The organism is Endozoicomonas sp., assembly GCF_051008435.1.
Taxonomy (GTDB): domain Bacteria; phylum Pseudomonadota; class Gammaproteobacteria; order Pseudomonadales; family Endozoicomonadaceae; genus Endozoicomonas_A.
In genome coordinates this window covers 1-15,396 of the sequence record NZ_JBPCXO010000066.1, presented here as the reverse complement: position 1 = coordinate 15,396, position 15,396 = coordinate 1, and the positions used below count along the sequence as shown (strand labels likewise).

At 46.9% G+C, this 15,396-nt stretch carries 16 protein-coding genes; 9 read left to right on the top strand and 7 right to left on the bottom strand.

Annotated features, from left to right (window positions below):
• Positions 1 to 714: 714 nt before the first annotated feature.
• From ACR2PX_RS03175 to ACR2PX_RS03160, 4 genes are all read right to left on the bottom strand, one after another.
• Positions 715 to 873 (bottom strand): hypothetical protein, encoded by a 159-nt coding sequence (locus ACR2PX_RS03175; RefSeq protein WP_433997911.1) that lies wholly within the window; start codon positions 871 to 873, stop codon positions 715 to 717.
• Positions 874 to 1,063: 190 nt separating this feature from the next.
• Positions 1,064 to 1,597 (bottom strand): superoxide dismutase [Cu-Zn] SodC, encoded by a 534-nt coding sequence (gene sodC / locus ACR2PX_RS03170; RefSeq protein WP_433997910.1) that lies wholly within the window; start codon positions 1,595 to 1,597, stop codon positions 1,064 to 1,066.
• Positions 1,598 to 1,734: 137 nt separating this feature from the next.
• A complete protein-coding gene (locus tag ACR2PX_RS03165) occupies positions 1,735 to 3,018 on the bottom strand; it encodes an APC family permease (protein ID WP_433997909.1) in 1,284 nt (427 codons plus the stop codon).
• A 34-nt stretch (positions 3,019 to 3,052) separates the two neighbouring features.
• The gene (locus ACR2PX_RS03160; protein ID WP_433997908.1) at positions 3,053 to 3,931 is read right to left on the bottom strand and encodes a methyltransferase domain-containing protein; all 879 of its coding nucleotides are present in this window, start codon (positions 3,929 to 3,931) and stop codon (positions 3,053 to 3,055) included.
• Positions 3,932 to 4,112: 181 nt separating this feature from the next.
• On the opposite strand from ACR2PX_RS03160, the gene ACR2PX_RS03155 reads away from it, so the two are divergent.
• The 4 genes from ACR2PX_RS03155 to ACR2PX_RS03140 all read left to right on the top strand — a co-directional run bounded on the left by ACR2PX_RS03155 (position 4,113) and on the right by ACR2PX_RS03140 (position 7,391).
• Positions 4,113 to 4,721 (top strand): c-type cytochrome, encoded by a 609-nt coding sequence (locus tag ACR2PX_RS03155; protein ID WP_433997907.1) that lies wholly within the window; start codon positions 4,113 to 4,115, stop codon positions 4,719 to 4,721.
• Between the two features lie 12 nt (positions 4,722 to 4,733).
• Positions 4,734 to 5,915 (top strand): sulfite dehydrogenase, encoded by a 1,182-nt coding sequence (soxC, locus tag ACR2PX_RS03150; RefSeq protein ID WP_433997906.1) that lies wholly within the window; start codon positions 4,734 to 4,736, stop codon positions 5,913 to 5,915.
• 317 nt (positions 5,916 to 6,232) lie between these two features.
• A complete protein-coding gene (locus ACR2PX_RS03145) occupies positions 6,233 to 6,997 on the top strand; it encodes a hypothetical protein (protein WP_433997905.1) in 765 nt (254 codons plus the stop codon).
• A 79-nt stretch (positions 6,998 to 7,076) separates the two neighbouring features.
• Entirely contained in the window at positions 7,077 to 7,391 is a 315-nt protein-coding gene (locus ACR2PX_RS03140; RefSeq protein ID WP_433997904.1) for a hypothetical protein, read from the top strand.
• 125 nt (positions 7,392 to 7,516) lie between these two features.
• Here the strand turns inward: ACR2PX_RS03140 and ACR2PX_RS03135 are convergent, their stop codons facing one another.
• Entirely contained in the window at positions 7,517 to 8,623 is a 1,107-nt protein-coding gene (locus tag ACR2PX_RS03135) for a hypothetical protein (RefSeq protein WP_433997903.1), read from the bottom strand.
• A 208-nt stretch (positions 8,624 to 8,831) separates the two neighbouring features.
• Positions 8,832 to 9,470 (bottom strand): cAMP-activated global transcriptional regulator CRP, encoded by a 639-nt coding sequence (gene crp / locus ACR2PX_RS03130; protein ID WP_433997902.1) that lies wholly within the window; start codon positions 9,468 to 9,470, stop codon positions 8,832 to 8,834.
• 470 nt (positions 9,471 to 9,940) lie between these two features.
• On the opposite strand from crp, the gene ACR2PX_RS03125 reads away from it, so the two are divergent.
• The 3 genes from ACR2PX_RS03125 (at position 9,941) to ACR2PX_RS03115 (ending at position 12,614) form a co-directional block, all read left to right on the top strand.
• Complete coding sequence (locus ACR2PX_RS03125) at positions 9,941 to 11,059, top strand: hypothetical protein (protein WP_433997901.1); 1,119 nt, start codon at positions 9,941 to 9,943, stop codon at positions 11,057 to 11,059.
• Positions 11,060 to 11,206: 147 nt separating this feature from the next.
• Complete coding sequence (locus ACR2PX_RS03120; RefSeq protein ID WP_433997900.1) at positions 11,207 to 11,617, top strand: OsmC family protein; 411 nt, start codon at positions 11,207 to 11,209, stop codon at positions 11,615 to 11,617.
• 304 nt (positions 11,618 to 11,921) lie between these two features.
• The gene (locus tag ACR2PX_RS03115; RefSeq protein WP_433997899.1) at positions 11,922 to 12,614 is read left to right on the top strand and encodes a hypothetical protein; all 693 of its coding nucleotides are present in this window, start codon (positions 11,922 to 11,924) and stop codon (positions 12,612 to 12,614) included.
• Between the two features lie 53 nt (positions 12,615 to 12,667).
• Here ACR2PX_RS03115 and ACR2PX_RS03110 read toward each other — a convergent pair whose 3' ends face one another.
• On the bottom strand, positions 12,668 to 13,009 hold the full coding sequence (locus ACR2PX_RS03110) for a histidine triad nucleotide-binding protein (RefSeq protein WP_433997898.1): 342 nt from the start codon (positions 13,007 to 13,009) through the stop codon (positions 12,668 to 12,670).
• Positions 13,010 to 13,289: 280 nt separating this feature from the next.
• On the opposite strand from ACR2PX_RS03110, the gene ACR2PX_RS03105 reads away from it, so the two are divergent.
• Positions 13,290 to 14,849 carry a class I adenylate-forming enzyme family protein gene (locus ACR2PX_RS03105; RefSeq protein WP_433997897.1) on the top strand — a complete coding sequence of 520 codons (1,560 nt, stop codon included), beginning with the start codon at positions 13,290 to 13,292 and terminating at the stop codon, positions 14,847 to 14,849.
• Positions 14,846 to 15,196, top strand: a complete 351-nt coding sequence (locus ACR2PX_RS03100; RefSeq protein WP_433997896.1) for a YybH family protein — start codon at positions 14,846 to 14,848, stop codon at positions 15,194 to 15,196. The genes ACR2PX_RS03105 and ACR2PX_RS03100 overlap by 4 nt, the downstream gene beginning before the upstream one ends.
• Positions 15,197 to 15,396: the final 200 nt, after the last annotated feature.

Genomic DNA, 15,396 nt, shown 5'->3' with positions numbered 1-15,396 from the left:
AGCGGAACAATTATGAACACAAGCTGATGCTGTAGATTAGACTGCAAAGTGTATGAAAACTGTACTCTCTTACCAAAAGTACAGCCTGCTCGCTCATTACCTCAAAGTTAAGCGGGACTTAAGGATCAAGTATCCTGTGATATATCCAAAAACTAAATTATATCGGCTTCAACTATATAAAAAAACTCAGCGAAGACCGAGATAGTCTATCAGAGCTTCGAACCTGCGCTTTCTTTGCCTCTTATCTTTTGTTCTTGATGACATGCTCTTACTATAAGATTCAACATACTGATTTGATGATTTATGAGCACGAAGATTATTGTAAAACTCCTGCAGACCAACCTTGACGGCCTCTTGAAGTATTTTGTTTCTCACACAGAAGTCTGAAAAGCACCAAAGTCCGTATAAATGAGAAACCCCTCCAACACTATAGGTATCATACGAAACCTCCAAAGACTTCATAAAAGAGGTGATCTCTAAATTCCATAAGTTAGGACAATGTTTAAACGACAAAAAGCCCGGCACTCCAGTTGCAGCCCAGGGTACCTCTGTGCCTCTCCGAAAAAGATTAATAACATCAATATCACTGAGACGGCCAATATGGCTTAAAAATCTATGGTAAAGCCGTTACCCAATACTAAAAATAACTTCTTACTCAAACAAAACTTCCTTGTAGTTCATCCCAAAAATACAAAATATTATTAGTCATTTTGTTCAGTTGTCTCCCTGCACCAGACAAATAATCTGATGGTTGGTTAAAACCAATCCTTTGTCATCGGACAACAGGCCAGCCGTGTACCAAGAAGGAAGGCCTTCCTGTTTCCGGAAGCCTTTATGCTCATCGCAAAGCTCTTTTTCGAAGTACTTATGCATGTCAATAACAAACCTATTTGATAGTCAAGGAGTGGTAAAGGTTACGGTAGTATTTTACACCCGCCATCTCTGTTGACAAACATCGTAACTTCTCCTCCAAAGGACACAGGATCACTGTTGCCGCCCCAAAAAATTAGCGAAAGCTATGCACAAGATACTGACCACTGCCCTTCTGTATTCTACGAACTTCTCACTTGATTACTCCGCAGGCGATTCTGGAACCCCCGCCACCCATGGGTGGGTTGTCGGTATAATTATCTCCGCCGGAATGGATAATCAGAGCCCGTCCTTTCAAATCAGACAGTTTCAGCCGCTTAGCCACCACAGGTACAGTGGAAAACCCTTTGTCGTTTACTGTTAAACGGGGCAGATCGCCCAGATGCCCTGTGCCATCAGGCCCTTCATGCTTGTCTGTCTTATCCGGATCCAGGTGCCCACCTGCAGCCAGTGCTGCCACCATCACACCATTTTTTGAACCAGGATCGCAGCTGGGATTCTCATGGACATGGAAACCATGCTCTCCGGGCACCAGATCATGAAGATTGGGGGTAAATTCAACCCCACCTCCGGCAGCGTCTGACAGGGTAATGGTTCCCAATTCAGCACCGACACCGGAAGGAGAGACCTGATTCATTGTGACCGTAAAGCTGTCATTGGATGAGCAGGCAGAAAGCAGTGCAGTCACTACCACTATGCCAGACAGTCCAGAGACTTTATTGAACATGATTGCCAACTCCATTTAACATGATTGCCAACTCCAGCAAAAACAAGTGTGTGACTGAGCAATATAGCTATGCTTATTCCGGTTTACTTCATGCGCCGTCCGAAAAAATGATATTTTTCGGTTTTGTTCCAAAAAGCTTATTTAACATTCCCATCGGTTATGTTTCTACCGGCCCACCAGCAATAGGCTGCCGGAACAATCACTAACAACCCCATCAGAGAATGCCAGGGATTGTTGAAAACGACATACACTGTCGTCAATACAACGGCCAGCAGGAAGAAAGCCGGAGCAAATGGCCAGAATGGAATCAGTAGTGATTTATTGCTGAGCTTGAGTCGCACCAGAGAAGTGATACACAAGGCAGAGCAAAGTCCCAGCATGTAACCAATACACGTCATCAGCCATTCACAGGAGCCCAGCCATAAGAATACAATGGCCAGAGCCGCCTGAAACAGAATGGCATTGAGATAGCTCCCATCCCGACAGGATAAAAAAGCAGGTAAATAACCATCGTCAGCCATTTTGCTGTAGATCCTGGGCCCCATCATAATCATGGCAGACAGCGACGTAATCAGCGACAGATTGATCACTACCAGTGCAATCTTGAGGCCTAGAGGATTGGATAACTGTTCAGCTGCCTGAACAACGACATCTATTCTCCCGTTTAAGAGCGATAGATCCTGGCTGCTGACAATCACCAGATTCAAAGCCAGATAAATCAGAAAGACGCACAAAGAGCCAATCACGGTCGCCTTCATCAGATTTTTATGGGGTGCCCGAATCTCCCCGGCCACATAGATAATGGCATTCCAGCCGGAGTACCCAAAAAAGGTCCAGATAAGACAGAGCGAGAGAGCGTCCATGCTGAATTGACTGACAACACTGTCATCCACTTTCAGATTATTGAAATTGATCTCTGAACAAGCCACTCCGACAAAAGCCACAATAAGAATGATTTTTATCAGGATGACCGAGTTCTGCAGTTTGAGCCCAGTCGGCATATGGATACAGTGAGCCCCCATAAAAACAAGGATCATAATGGTACCCACCCACTCTACCGAGAGCCCTGTCCAGACACTAAACGTCAGGCCCAACCCATAAGCACACAGTGCTATGGGGGCAGTAAACCCGACCATCAGCGACACCCAGCCGGCCAGGCAACCAAAAAATGGGTGAAGCGTTCGGGAGAGGAAAAGGTACTCCCCACCCGATTCGGGGATTGCCGTGGCCATAGCACCATAACAGACGGCACCGGACAACATGATGATGCCTCCCAGTACCCAGACAGCGATCACCAGTACAGGATGACCCGCCTCGGCTAACATTAGCCCGGTCAATGTAAATGTACCGGCTCCTATTACATTAGCGATCACCAGCATCACAGCACTGAACAGGCCAAAGCCCTGATTTGTAGAATTCACAGAAAATCACCGGATCAATAGACAAGTACGCAAATCAATGGACAGAGGCGGCTTTTTGCCCGGCAAAGACTGCCCAGGTCTGATCACCGGACTGAACCCGTTCGATTTTTCTGGACCAGCCATTCACCAGATCCTGATAATCCTGAGCGGAAAATTCTTTCAGAAAGTGCTCTTTATTATTTTTGAAACGGGCCAGCTCTCGATTCAATATGTCCAGAAACTGCTGATCCCGGGATTCACCCGCAACATCAATAAAGCCCGCTTTTTCCAGCAGGTCTCTGTAGGACTGAACATCCGTCAGATGATAATCTCGTTGCTTGATGTACTCTCTGGTTTTCTCGGATAACTCTTTATCACCCACACAATAATCACTGATCAGAAATTGCCCGCCTGGCTTTAACCAGGTGTACATCTTTTTAAACAGCGCTTCCTTGTTCTTGATGTGCAGCAAGGTGTCACGACTGTAAATAACATCAAAGGAATCCGGAGCCAGATCCAGGGTCATGATGTCACCATGAATAAAGTGAACCGGCAGAGTTTTCTGCTCTTCCTGTTTCTTCGCTATCTCCACCATATTCTGTGACAGGTCGATACCCGTGACTTCAACACCGTAAGTTTTGGCCATGTAGAAGGCACTGCCACCAATCCCACTGCCAATATCCAGAACTTTCTGACCTTTTTTAAGGTCCAAAAGAACGGTCAACTGCCGTGTAGACTCCAGCCCACCGGTACTGATAAAGCCCTTGCCAAATATCTGCTCATACCGTTTGATGCCATTTATGGTGTACTGGTGACTATCCAGAAATTGCTGGTCCGCTCTTTCTCCGCCGTCGTCCTTCGAAGCCAGCGAATAGAACGAAATAAACAACAATGTAAGTGCAATTGCAAAAAATCTGGAAAGCTTCAGGAACATTTTTTTACCATATGGTTAAAAAAAAAGACTTCTGAAGAATGGTCTATAAAGTCAATATTTCAATAATAGTTCAACTCATAACTTTCTCTGAATCGAGTTAGCCATACGAACCGATAGAGACAAGAATTCAGACTGTTAAATACGACTATCCTTTGAAGTTTGTATTTTTCGGAAATACGGTATGTCAACGAAGTTCTGTCGAGTCGCCAGAATCGCTTCAGGCTTGATGATCCTGCTCTTCTTTTTCTGTCGCTCCGTCGTTGCAGAGGCACAGGAGAGTAACTCTTTGCATGAACACCCGGAATCATTTGGGCTGGGCACCAAACCCACCGAAGCCGAGCTGGAAGCAATAGACACAGCCATTAGACCGGACGGGAAAGGATTACCAGAAGGACAGGGTTCAGCCCTTGAAGGCAAAGCCATTTATGAAATGAAGTGTCAGCAGTGTCATGGACTGAAGGGAGAAGGTGGCATTAACGACAAACTCGCAGGCACTTTGCAGGATGGTGGTTTTCCCTTTGCAGAAAAAGGCGCACCCAAAAAAACCATTGGAAATTATTGGCCCTACGCCACAACACTGTTCGATTATATTCGCAGGACGATGCCATACACCCTACCGGGTAGCCTGACTAATAATGAAACGTACAGCCTGACAGCTTATCTGCTCTATCTGAACCAGATCATTGCTGAAGACAGGGTTTTGAACTCAAGCACTCTGCCTGAAATCACCATGCCAGCTCAACACCGTTTTAAAAACGATAACCGAACCGGGAATGGCCGGGTTCTTTAACGAGAGAGCAAGATGAAACGCAGACACTTTCTGAAAAGTATGACGGCTCTGGGAACCACCTCCTTACTCACAAATTCGAGCCTCGCAGAAACACGTTACCTTGGCCCACCTGCACGAACAACAGGCACCCGCTCCTCTCACGAGAACCTGCAGAAAACGCTTTATGGTCAGATGCAGACCCATGCACTCACTCCTCTACAGGATCTCCATGGCATCATCACCCCCTCTGACCTCCACTTCGAGCGGCATCACTCCGGAATCCCTGACATTAACCCGGAACAGCACTCGCTTTACATTCACGGTCTGGTGGAAAAGCCTCTCAAATTATCAGTCCGTGATCTGAAACGGTTCCCATCCGTCTCCCGAATCTGCTTCATAGAATGCGCCGGAAACTGCCAGGACTATTTCAAAAAAGGACCTGAAACCACCCTGCAACAGGTAGCAGGAATGACCAGCCAGAGTGAGTGGACGGGCGTTAAATTATCCACCCTGCTACGGGAAACAGGCTTGAGAAATAACGCTCAATGGATTCTGGCTGAAGGAGGAGATGCAGCCCTATTAACTCGCAGTCTTCCTGTGGACAAGGCAATGGATGACGCCATCATTGCCTACGCTCAGAATGGCGAAGCTATCCGACCAGAGCAGGGATATCCATTAAGGCTGATTTTGCCTGGTTGGGAAGGCAGCAGTTGCGTCAAATGGCTGCGCCGTCTTGAGGTAGGTGATCAGCCCTGGATGACCCGGGAAGAGACCGTAAAATACACGGACCCTTTAAAAGACGGCAGTGTTCGTCAGTTCAGCTTCATCATGGATACCCGATCTGTTATCACCGCCCCGACCTATCCCCGTCAGATTGAGAAAGGCTGGCACGAAATCAGCGGCCTGGCCTGGAGTGGCCGGGGGGCAATAAAAAAAGTAGATATCAGTACGGACGGTGGAGGCCACTGGATTCCTGCACAGCTACAACAGCCGGTTTTAAGCAAAGCCTACACACGCTTCAATGTCCCGTGGCAATGGCATGGAAATGAAACCCTCTTGCTGAGCCGTGCAACTGATGAAGCTGGATATACACAACCCATGGTTCAGGATTTGATCAATGCCAGAGGCATAGGTTCACTGCGCTATCACAACAATGGGGTACTGGGCTGGCGAGTAAAAACGGATGGTAGCATTTTTTATGAAATTGTGGCCTGACTGAGTCATCACTCATCAACATATGATTCAGACTCAAACTAATTTTTTCAGAATCAATGGCGACCTGGCGGCCATCTGCAATAGTTACTGGCAATACTGCTAACTTGAGATTGTTCATAGTGAAGCTATTTTTCAGAGGCCTGTTGCTGACGTTGTCAGCACTCTGGGGAGCCATTGTTCACCCTTACACGTTTCAGTATTTTGATCTACCCCAGGGGCTTGATGTCTAAGATGGCAACCCCAGCTTTCCAGGCACAAACAGAGACTTTGTTATTCCGGGCTTTATCACCCAGAAGGCAACGAATCAGCGATATCTGGTGGTTAATATTGGCCTGGGTAAAGCTGAAGACGGCATGACCGTTATTCCCCTGCTGGCCAATGTTGAGAACCCTGAATCCTCCTACTTCCTTCTCGACTACATGCACCCAATTAACCTCAAAGACCCTGATGCCAAAAACAGCATACTGAGTACCATAAGGCAGAAGAACATGGAGAACCCCCACATCCGGGCACTGCATGTCGATGAGTACGGTTTTATCAGCGGAATGACTTACAACTGGGACGGTAAGAGCAAGATTAAAAGCACACGCTCAGCCATCTTCGATATCAACAGCAACAGCTGGCATTACCCTCCCCAGGGCGGCACTCCTTACTCAATGGCTGTGATGAGTTTGCCTACGAATACCAGTACCCCATTGTTTCTCTTATCCAGTCAGGTCAACCTGCCCTATAACAAGTCAAACTATATTCGGACAGATTATCAATTGACGCTGTGGTCTCCCGGCAAGTCACCACACACGTTGACATTTGATGAAAGTAAACAGCAGGCCTGGGATAGAGGGGTTGCCAGAAACTACCAGACACCCAGTCGTTTCTGTATTAACGTGGGCTACTGCCCTGATGATAACTACTTCCCAAACCCGGACCAGACCGACACCTATGAGTATTCCCTCAGTGAAAACTCTATCGCTCGGGAAAAAGGACAATACACTCTGAGCTGTCTTGATGGTAAGAACGGAGTAGACATCGTTTTTTTCAAAGAAGTTTCTATATGTTTATCGCAATGGCGAATTCGAATTTAAAACCACTAAAATGCCCTGGAACTACCCAGCAATAGGCACTGATGTTGCAAGTCTATGGGGAACCCAGTGCCTCGGTGCCATGGCGCTGAGTTTAGGTAATAACCTGCTGGTGCCTGACTTCAGCCAAAAAAGAATCCGGGTAGCCAGTTCCTACACAATAAAAGCCTTTCTTGTAAAAAATGCATCACTGGGGGAGGTTGAGTACCTCGATTTTGGCAGTACCGAGTGGCTTAATAATGAAATTCATATCCCCTTATCCCTGAGAAGCATTTCCAAAACCCAAGATGGCCCTGTCAGTTATCGTATTGGCCAACTTATTTTGAATGAAAAGGAACTCAGAGACTTTGCCAGCAGCAGACCCTCAATCAGACGGCAAAGAACCCTGATGAGATAACAAACCACCAACACTATTTAAGGAGCTGATCTTTCAGCTCCAGAATCGACAACAATCGCTTACCGCCCTCAAAGACTGTCTGAGTAATATTGCCCAAGCGGGTTGATTGAACATACCTTGTTGCATCAACGCCTTTTCGTTTCAGCTGTGCTGGTTTCAATCGTTCTCTGGCTCAGAATAGCCAGCATTCGGCTGCCTGAATCACCGCTGGAGAGCTGACTCCAGAGAAAATCCAAAAAACTGCTGATTTGCCAGCCATCAACCTTCATTTCCTCAACAAACTGAGATGTCACAATGACGTTCTCAAGACCCACCTCATCAAACTCGGGAGTTAACAGAAGATAAAGATGGGTATCAGGAAGATCCAATATGAGAAAAACCGTGTTTCCTTCATGCAGATGTATCTCCAGGGAATTAGCCATTTCCATACCAGACTCACTGCTTTCAGATAGACACTCACCCAGGCTGTGATCACTGGCATGGGCTTCAGCAAAATCCTGAACACTCCCTCCAGGGCGGCTTTGACAGAACTGGGCAAAGTCCTTTGCCAAACGTCGAAGATAGGTTTTTCTGGAAGGGTCTGATACTGAGGCTACTGCATTCACCATAGAAAAAGACAGTTGAAAGAGGCCTGCTGCCTTACTGATCGTATAGATCATGGCAGTCAATGCAGCAATAGGCAGGGTAAAGCCCAAGATCTGTCTAAGAGCCGCCAGAAAATCGCTGCTACTGACCTCACTAAACGGATCAAATTTATGCCGGTCTTCAGGAGGAAGCACCATCATAAAGTCAGAAAAACTCAACTTAACCAGAGGGTGATCTTGCACAGGAACTTCATCAGAAATATCTCTCTCAGGACCAGCAGCGGGAATAGGTGTTTCAGATCTGCCTTCTTTGGAGGTTGGACTTCCCCTGTGATTCACAGCATTTTTAGAAACCACTTTTCCCAGACACCCACTGTAGTGACACACGCCAGCCAGAGTGGGCATAGTACAATCACCACACTGAGGGTGCACTTCCCCTTCCATAGGCGGAGTACTTTGTACGCCTCCATCAGGACCAGGGCACCGACTGTTATGGCACTCATATTGATTCAATCCGGTTGGCACCATTGGAAGCTTGCAATGCGGACAGACTTCATAGGCTGCAACACAGTTTGAAAACAGAGCAGAAAACAGCAGAAACAGGACTAATCTGTTTTCGAAGACCCTTGCTATGACAAACATATCCATGATGATTTTGCTGAACGAAGGGAAAGCATAGGCAACGGAAACATAAAGGAGTAAACGTTTTTAATGTTTATACTGGGATTCAGGACTGACGAGGAAAGGTGACAACAGCATTTTTTATGGATTATGCCCTGAAGTTATGAGCACACAATTAACAGTAAGCAGCTTTCAATCTGACTACTGTTAATTGTCTAGTGATCATGTATCAGGTTCAGCGGGTACCAAAGACAACCATGGTTTTCCCTTTGACCGAGACCAGTCCCTGCGCCTCCAGATTTTTTAGAACACGACCAACCATCTCCCGGGAACAACCCACAATACGGCCTATTTCTTGTCGTGTAATCTTGATCTGCATACCATCAGGATGGGTCATGGCATCGGGTTGCTTGGACAAGTCCAGCAATGTTCTGGCCACCCTGCCAGTGACATCCAGAAACGCCAGATCACCTACCTTACGGGTAGTATCTTTAAGCCGGCTGACCAGTTGTCCCGACAATGACAAAAGCAGCTCGGGTTCTTCCCGAATTAAACTGCGAAAATGGTCATAACTGATTTCTGCTACTTCACAGGGACCTTTCGCCTTTACCCAGGCACTGCGCTCAGACTGATCCCCTTCAAACAAACCCATTTCACCAAAATACTCTCCGGTGTTCAGGTAAGTTACGATCATCTCTCTACCTTCGTCATCTTCGATAACGATGGCAACCGTACCCTTAACGATGTAATAGAGTGATTCTGAGGTATCTCCGGCACAGAGTATGGTGCTTTTTGCCCGATAGGTTCTGCGTCTTGCTACTGACAGCAGTCTGTCCAAACTGGTCTTTGGTTTTGGTGTGGTTATCGTCAGCATTGTCACTACTACTCCCCGGCTGATTTTTCCTGTCTGTACATACTGTTGTTATTGTCCTGAAAAATGCTTCACCTGAATGAAGATGATCCATTCCCCATTGCTCATAGCCGTGTAGAGCCTGCTCAATCCCAGACAGTGACCGAAGTGTTTTTTTGAATACTCTTCGACCTGTTCATCCTCCGTGATGCCATCCCCCTGCGGAGGTAACGAACTACGGATGTTATTGGAAATACTGACTTTTTCTATGTCCCGCGTTTCCAAAAACAGCAATCTGAATCAACGATAACAGATCGGCGTACGGTAAACACTAGGCACTTTGGTTTCAATTCGTTAATACAGGAAAGAGTTGGCATTTTTGAGAGCTAATCCACAGCTAAGGTCGAAAGCTGATCATAAAATAAATGAGAACTGTCATTTGGTTTACACTCTACTCACACTGTTTTTGTATGATTTCAGCCGTTGCATGAATCATGAAATGTCAGATACCAAGGTGGTTCATCGTTACTCTTTTGCTGGTGTTCAGCCCTTGGGTACCAGCCCTCTTATTTGATTTGAAAACCCTGCCCTCTTCCTTTTTTATCCTGTCAGATGAGGACGACCCGCATATTATTGCTGAAGCAATAATCACACAGCCCGGAGGTAAGGTATGCATCGCTTTTTTTGATACCGCCACTGGCGAACAATTCAGTAAAACCTCCTCAACAGAAAGCTCTTTCTTAAAGTGGCTGGAAAACCAGTTTCAGACACAGCGTTTCGATCACGGCCTCAATCCCAACGATCTTTTAATGGCTCTGGCTACCCTGGTGTTCTCGGAAATCCCTTTCAAACCACCAGAAACCGACAAAGATATAAGAATCACGACCGGGCCTGAAATTTCCATGGCGTTCCGTCACCCGCAAACCCGTGGCCACAAGGCCAAGCTGAAAATGAGTCGTTGTCCCGAAAAGTATTGCCGGGTCCGCATAACGATCAGCAATTCGGTGACAGGCGAAAAAAGAACCTATTTCATCGAACGTCCCTGCATCAGCGAAGCACAATTGAAAAAGCTCAAAGAAAAGTTTTCTCAGCTTGGCTTCTTTCTCATCGAAATTGACCTGGACCATAACTGTTATTTTGAAGCCCTGCTGGTTAATGCCCAGACACAGATGACGCAACAGGAATTGAGAAAGAGGCTATGGTCACTGCTGAAAAAACTGCGGTCTGCGCTCGATGAGAATCCGGCTCTTGCTAGTGATGTCGTCATTATTCTCGGCACCGGCGACCAGCAAACCATTATTCAGCATCTGGATCATTTTCTGGCCAACGAACAGTTTATCCAGGGCGGGCACGCTCACCATTGGGGGGATATTGCCTTTACGCCTTTTATGGCATTGATTCTGCAACAGCCTGTTCATGTTCATACCCATAACCTTCACAGTGGTGAAATTATCAACCATCCTTTTGGGGCTCATTCCTGGAGTCAAACCCCGCTACTGAACCAATGGCTTCAACAACAGGGCCTGATACCTCCCTCTGCCGATACCCACCCGATTCATATTCTTCACGACGGTATTGATCACTTTCAGTCTCTGCTACCCATACCACCATAAGGGAATCCCGGTTAGCCTCGCCTCCTGTTGCTGAGGTAAGATAGCGGCTTTGTTTATCTGGCTACTCTCATGACATGAGAATGACCCGCCTCTGGCAGCTTGTGGGTTATGCAATGAGAGCACTCTTCAAGAAAGGAAACACGCCGTATGAAAGCACAAGTCAAATGGGTGGATCAGGAACGATTTCTGGGCCTGACTGACAGTAACAACTCAGTTGTCATGGATGCGGATAAAAGCGTGAAATCCGCCCCCAGCCCGATGGAACTGATCCTGATGGGTCTCGGTGGTTGTTCATCCGTGGATGTGATCGGTATTCTGGAAAAGTCTCGCCAGAAAGTGCTGGATTGCCATGTTGATATTCAAGCTGAACGTGCTGATGCTGTACCGGCAGTCTTCACCAAGATTCATCTGAACTTTGTCGTAAAAGGCACTGCCGTGAAAGAAGCACACGTAAAGCGTGCGGTAGAACTGTCTGCTGACAAATATTGTTCCGTAGCCTTGATGCTGGGCAAAGGCGGTGTAGAAGTCACCCACAGTTATGAAATTATTGAAGCCTGATGCTTCATTATTCCCGCTTTGGCGGGAATACCCCTCCCCCCTATAGCAAGACGCTGATCTGCTGAGACTCCTCCCCTGCTTTGGCTGACCTTTTATTCCTGCTGGTCATTTCAAATCAGTATTGTTGTATTTGAAATTCTTATCTACTGTCTCATAGAACCTGAAAAGCATAGACAGCTCAGCGGGGTTAACCTGACATCACCTTTAGCATCCATTCATTGAGGTCAAAGCATTGAAAAAGCGGATATCGTTATCACTGTTTCTTTGTCTTTTCTTCAATCCGATTGCGTATGCAGAATCCTCCATGAACGAAGATCAGAAGGGCTTCCTGAAATACCTTTCTGCGACCCGAACCATAAAAGGATTTCTGACCAGGCTGCGTCTTTTCGCTGTTGACCTTTCTGCCCGGTATCCCCAGGAGCAATACAGAATTTTACTGTTTGGGGAGCAAAGCGCAGTACTGGCGGGCCTGCTTCATAACCTGATGACATCTGAGCGTTATGCCAGTCAGATCACGTCTGTTCCATTGAAGGGGCTATCAAGATTGGATGTTGCCAGCGGAGATAAGGAAGGTCTCGATCGCTTTCTTGATCAATTATTACCATCGTTAGCTGAACTGGATGGCAAGACCCTGATTTTCACCCAGCTAATCCATGATTCACTGACTACCAGAAACCTGATGGACGATATTGTCAGAGTACTCAGGAAAAAAGGGATACCGTATCAATTCGAATTCTTCGCCGGTACTCAGGACATCCTCCTGGATGGCGTTAGAACCTTCTGTGAAGCAGGCAGTATGACCTGTACATTTGAAAACCATAGTGAATACGAGGAAGCCCTGGAAAGCACATATTATGTGTTGAACACGGGTTATTTCTGCCCCACTATCGCCTTTGATCTTAATCAGTTTAAAAAATCACAATGGCAGAGCTGGACACCTAACCCTCTTTTTCAGGAGCTGACTAAAAAACTGCAGGAAATCGAATACCGGTATTAATAAAAAGGCATGGTGCAGGAATCAACCATGCCTGAACGTTGAGAAAGGCTGACTCAGCCTGGAGGCCAGCTCATCTGACGACCACCAATCAAATGAAGGTGAATGTGATAAACCGACTGACAGCCATGACTGTTGCAGTTCATCACCGTTCTGTAGCCGTCTTCGGCAAAGCCTTCCTCTTTAGCGATCTGACTGGCCACCAGAGCCATTTTCCCCAGCACCGCCTGATCTTCAGGACCAGCATCATTCAAGGTTGCGATGTGCTTCTTGGGAATCACCTGAATATGGACAGGCCCTTGGGGATTAATGTCCCTAAATGAAAGAACATCGTCGTCTTCATAAACCTTGTCGACGGGGATCTCCCCTTCCACCATCTTGCAGAAAAGACAGCTCATTGATTTACCTCCAAGCCTTTAAGTCGAAAAGCTGAGCTAAGCCTAACACCGGACACCATGGCCCGAAAGTGTTTAGGGTGATTCCCCCTCTCCCTTGTCTTAATAAGCAGGCTTCTGCATAATCAAAACCGAACGAACGATCATTAAAGCTCTATTTATGCAGTATTTCTAATACTTTCCGGGGATAGCCGTGAGCAGGACATTCTGACCCGAACCCAACAGGCAGAACTGTCATCACATCAATTGAAAAAATAAAACACAGGGAGCAGGGTGTAGAAGCATGCTAACTTTTGGCGAACTGACACAAAGAAATGGTCTAAATCGAGGCAAACACGACGCCTTTGTAGAATCTGATCGTCGCATAAACTGGGCAACATTCGACCAACGCACCGACGCCCTGGCCCATGCCTTTAAAAACTTGGGGATATCACAAAACAGCCGGGTGGCGATGCTGGCTCCTGACTGTATCGAAGTGGCAGAACTGCTGATCGCCTGCGCCAAGTCAGGAATCGTTCGGGTTGGTTTGAATATTCGCCTGTCCGCCCCTGAAAATGCTCACCTGATTGACGACTCTCAACCGGATTGCCTGATTGTTCCTGTCGCTGCCATGTGCAAGGCGAAAGAAGCTTTGGCCATCAGCAAGCACCAACCAAAACTGATTGGCCTCGGTGAACAACACGACTGTGAACTGGATTATGAAACTCTGATCCAGCAGGAATTCACTTCAGGTCCTTTTACTCAGACTCCCTCTGAAATACTGATGCTCTGTTACACAACGGGCTCCACAGGACTGCCCAAAGGAGCCATCTATGAACATCAGAAATTGCTGAACTCCATCCTGTATACCTCTCTCTGTGAAGGGGCAACACACGACGATGTATGGCTCCATGCGATGCCTGCAGGTGATGTCCCTGTCATGCATTTGTTCAGAAACATCTTTCATGGTTCAACCAGCGTCATTGTTGGTGAATGGCAAGCTGAAAAAGCTCTGCAACTGATAGAGCGTGAAAAGACCACCAGGACTGTACTGGTACCGACTATGGTGGCCTCCCTACTGGAAAGCCCTGAATTGAAAAATACTGATCTCAGCTCAATGCAGCTGCTGGGATATGGGGCCTCCCCCATGCCTCCAGCCATGATTCGTCAGGCTATGGACGCTTTTGGCTGTCCACTATTGCAAATGTTTGGCACCACTGAATTAACCGGAATGGCTACCATGCTGCTGCCTTGCGATCATCAGCTCTCCCTTAATGGACAACCCGACATACTGAACTCCGCAGGCAAGCCGCTACCCTGGGTCGATATTCGAATCGTTGATGAAGAGGGACTGGAAGTTCCCACAGGAGAGATGGGAGAACTGGTCATTCGCAGTGAGTTCACCATTTCAGGCTACTGGAACCAGCCAGAAAAGTACGCTGAAACCGTTAAAGATGGCTGGCTCTATACAGGTGATTTTGCCAGACAGGATGAGAACGGTTATGTCTACCTGGGCGATAGGGTGGAATTTCGTATGAAAAGCGGCGGTTACAACGTTTATCCAACAGAAGTGGAAGCGGTAGTGGCTGAACACCCTGACGTCAGTGAAGTCTGCGTGGTAGGTATTCCCGATGCGCACTGGGGAGACCGAATTCATGCCGTAGTGACTTTAAAACCGGGCCATGAAACCTGCTCTGAAGCCATCAAGGATTTTTGTGAAGGACAGATTGCGCGGTTCAAAATCCCAAAAACTTTGGATATCTGGCAGGAGCTGCCTAAAGGCGCTACAGGCAAGATCCTGAAAAGAGCTGTTCTGGATCACTACAACAATGAGCAAAACAGTAGGGAGAGAACTCACTCATGAAACCTGAAGATATCCACCAGGCATTTGCCGATGCCCTGATCAAACAGGATATGGAAGCACTGGCCAACCTGTACACAGAGGATGCTGTTTTTCATCCTGGTGCCGGCCAGGTAGCGGTTCATGGAAGAAGGCAGATTATCAAAGAACTGGAAGTTTTTATTCCCGTGGCAGCTACCATGAAGCCCGTTGATAGAACCATCATTGAAAAAGGTGATACGGCATTGATAAAACTGGTCTGGAGAATGACCAATGAGGCTGGAGAAGAGCTGGAATACAACGCCCTTGAGGTTTTACGAAAAGAAGAAGGTATCTGGCGTTACGCTATCGATAACCCCTATGGCGTTTAGAAAGAAAGAAGAAAAGGAATACTGCGCTCTGGACGCTCTTCAGAAAAACAATGGCGTATGGAAATACGCCATTGTTAACCGCTACTAAAAACCTGCGACAATCAGTGATTCTCTGGGTTTATCTACACCGTCAACACGGCTGCATACCGGAGTATGTCTTACGCCACTCTTGTGTAGGGTTTAAGGTCGAGCTGTAACGT

Bases quoted from the DNA above. Each gene is read 5' to 3' on its own strand.
- ACR2PX_RS03105 (WP_433997897.1), top strand. From the start codon at position 13,290: ATGCTAACTTTTGGCGAACTGACACAAAGAAATGGTCTAAATCGAGGC.
- ACR2PX_RS03100 (WP_433997896.1), top strand. From the start codon at position 14,846: ATGAAACCTGAAGATATCCACCAGGCATTTGCCGATGCCCTGATCAAA.
- ACR2PX_RS03110 (WP_433997898.1), bottom strand. From the start codon at position 13,009: ATGAGCTGTCTTTTCTGCAAGATGGTGGAAGGGGAGATCCCCGTCGAC.
- ACR2PX_RS03160 (WP_433997908.1), bottom strand. From the start codon at position 3,931: ATGTTCCTGAAGCTTTCCAGATTTTTTGCAATTGCACTTACATTGTTG.
- ACR2PX_RS03115 (WP_433997899.1), top strand. From the start codon at position 11,922: ATGAACGAAGATCAGAAGGGCTTCCTGAAATACCTTTCTGCGACCCGA.
- ACR2PX_RS03155 (WP_433997907.1), top strand. From the start codon at position 4,113: ATGTCAACGAAGTTCTGTCGAGTCGCCAGAATCGCTTCAGGCTTGATG.
- crp (WP_433997902.1), bottom strand. From the start codon at position 9,470: ATGCTGACGATAACCACACCAAAACCAAAGACCAGTTTGGACAGACTG.
- ACR2PX_RS03175 (WP_433997911.1), bottom strand. From the start codon at position 873: ATGCATAAGTACTTCGAAAAAGAGCTTTGCGATGAGCATAAAGGCTTC.
- ACR2PX_RS03140 (WP_433997904.1), top strand. From the start codon at position 7,077: ATGGCGCTGAGTTTAGGTAATAACCTGCTGGTGCCTGACTTCAGCCAA.
- soxC (WP_433997906.1), top strand. From the start codon at position 4,734: ATGAAACGCAGACACTTTCTGAAAAGTATGACGGCTCTGGGAACCACC.
- ACR2PX_RS03125 (WP_433997901.1), top strand. From the start codon at position 9,941: ATGAAATGTCAGATACCAAGGTGGTTCATCGTTACTCTTTTGCTGGTG.
- ACR2PX_RS03120 (WP_433997900.1), top strand. From the start codon at position 11,207: ATGAAAGCACAAGTCAAATGGGTGGATCAGGAACGATTTCTGGGCCTG.
- ACR2PX_RS03135 (WP_433997903.1), bottom strand. From the start codon at position 8,623: ATGGATATGTTTGTCATAGCAAGGGTCTTCGAAAACAGATTAGTCCTG.
- sodC (WP_433997910.1), bottom strand. From the start codon at position 1,597: ATGTTCAATAAAGTCTCTGGACTGTCTGGCATAGTGGTAGTGACTGCA.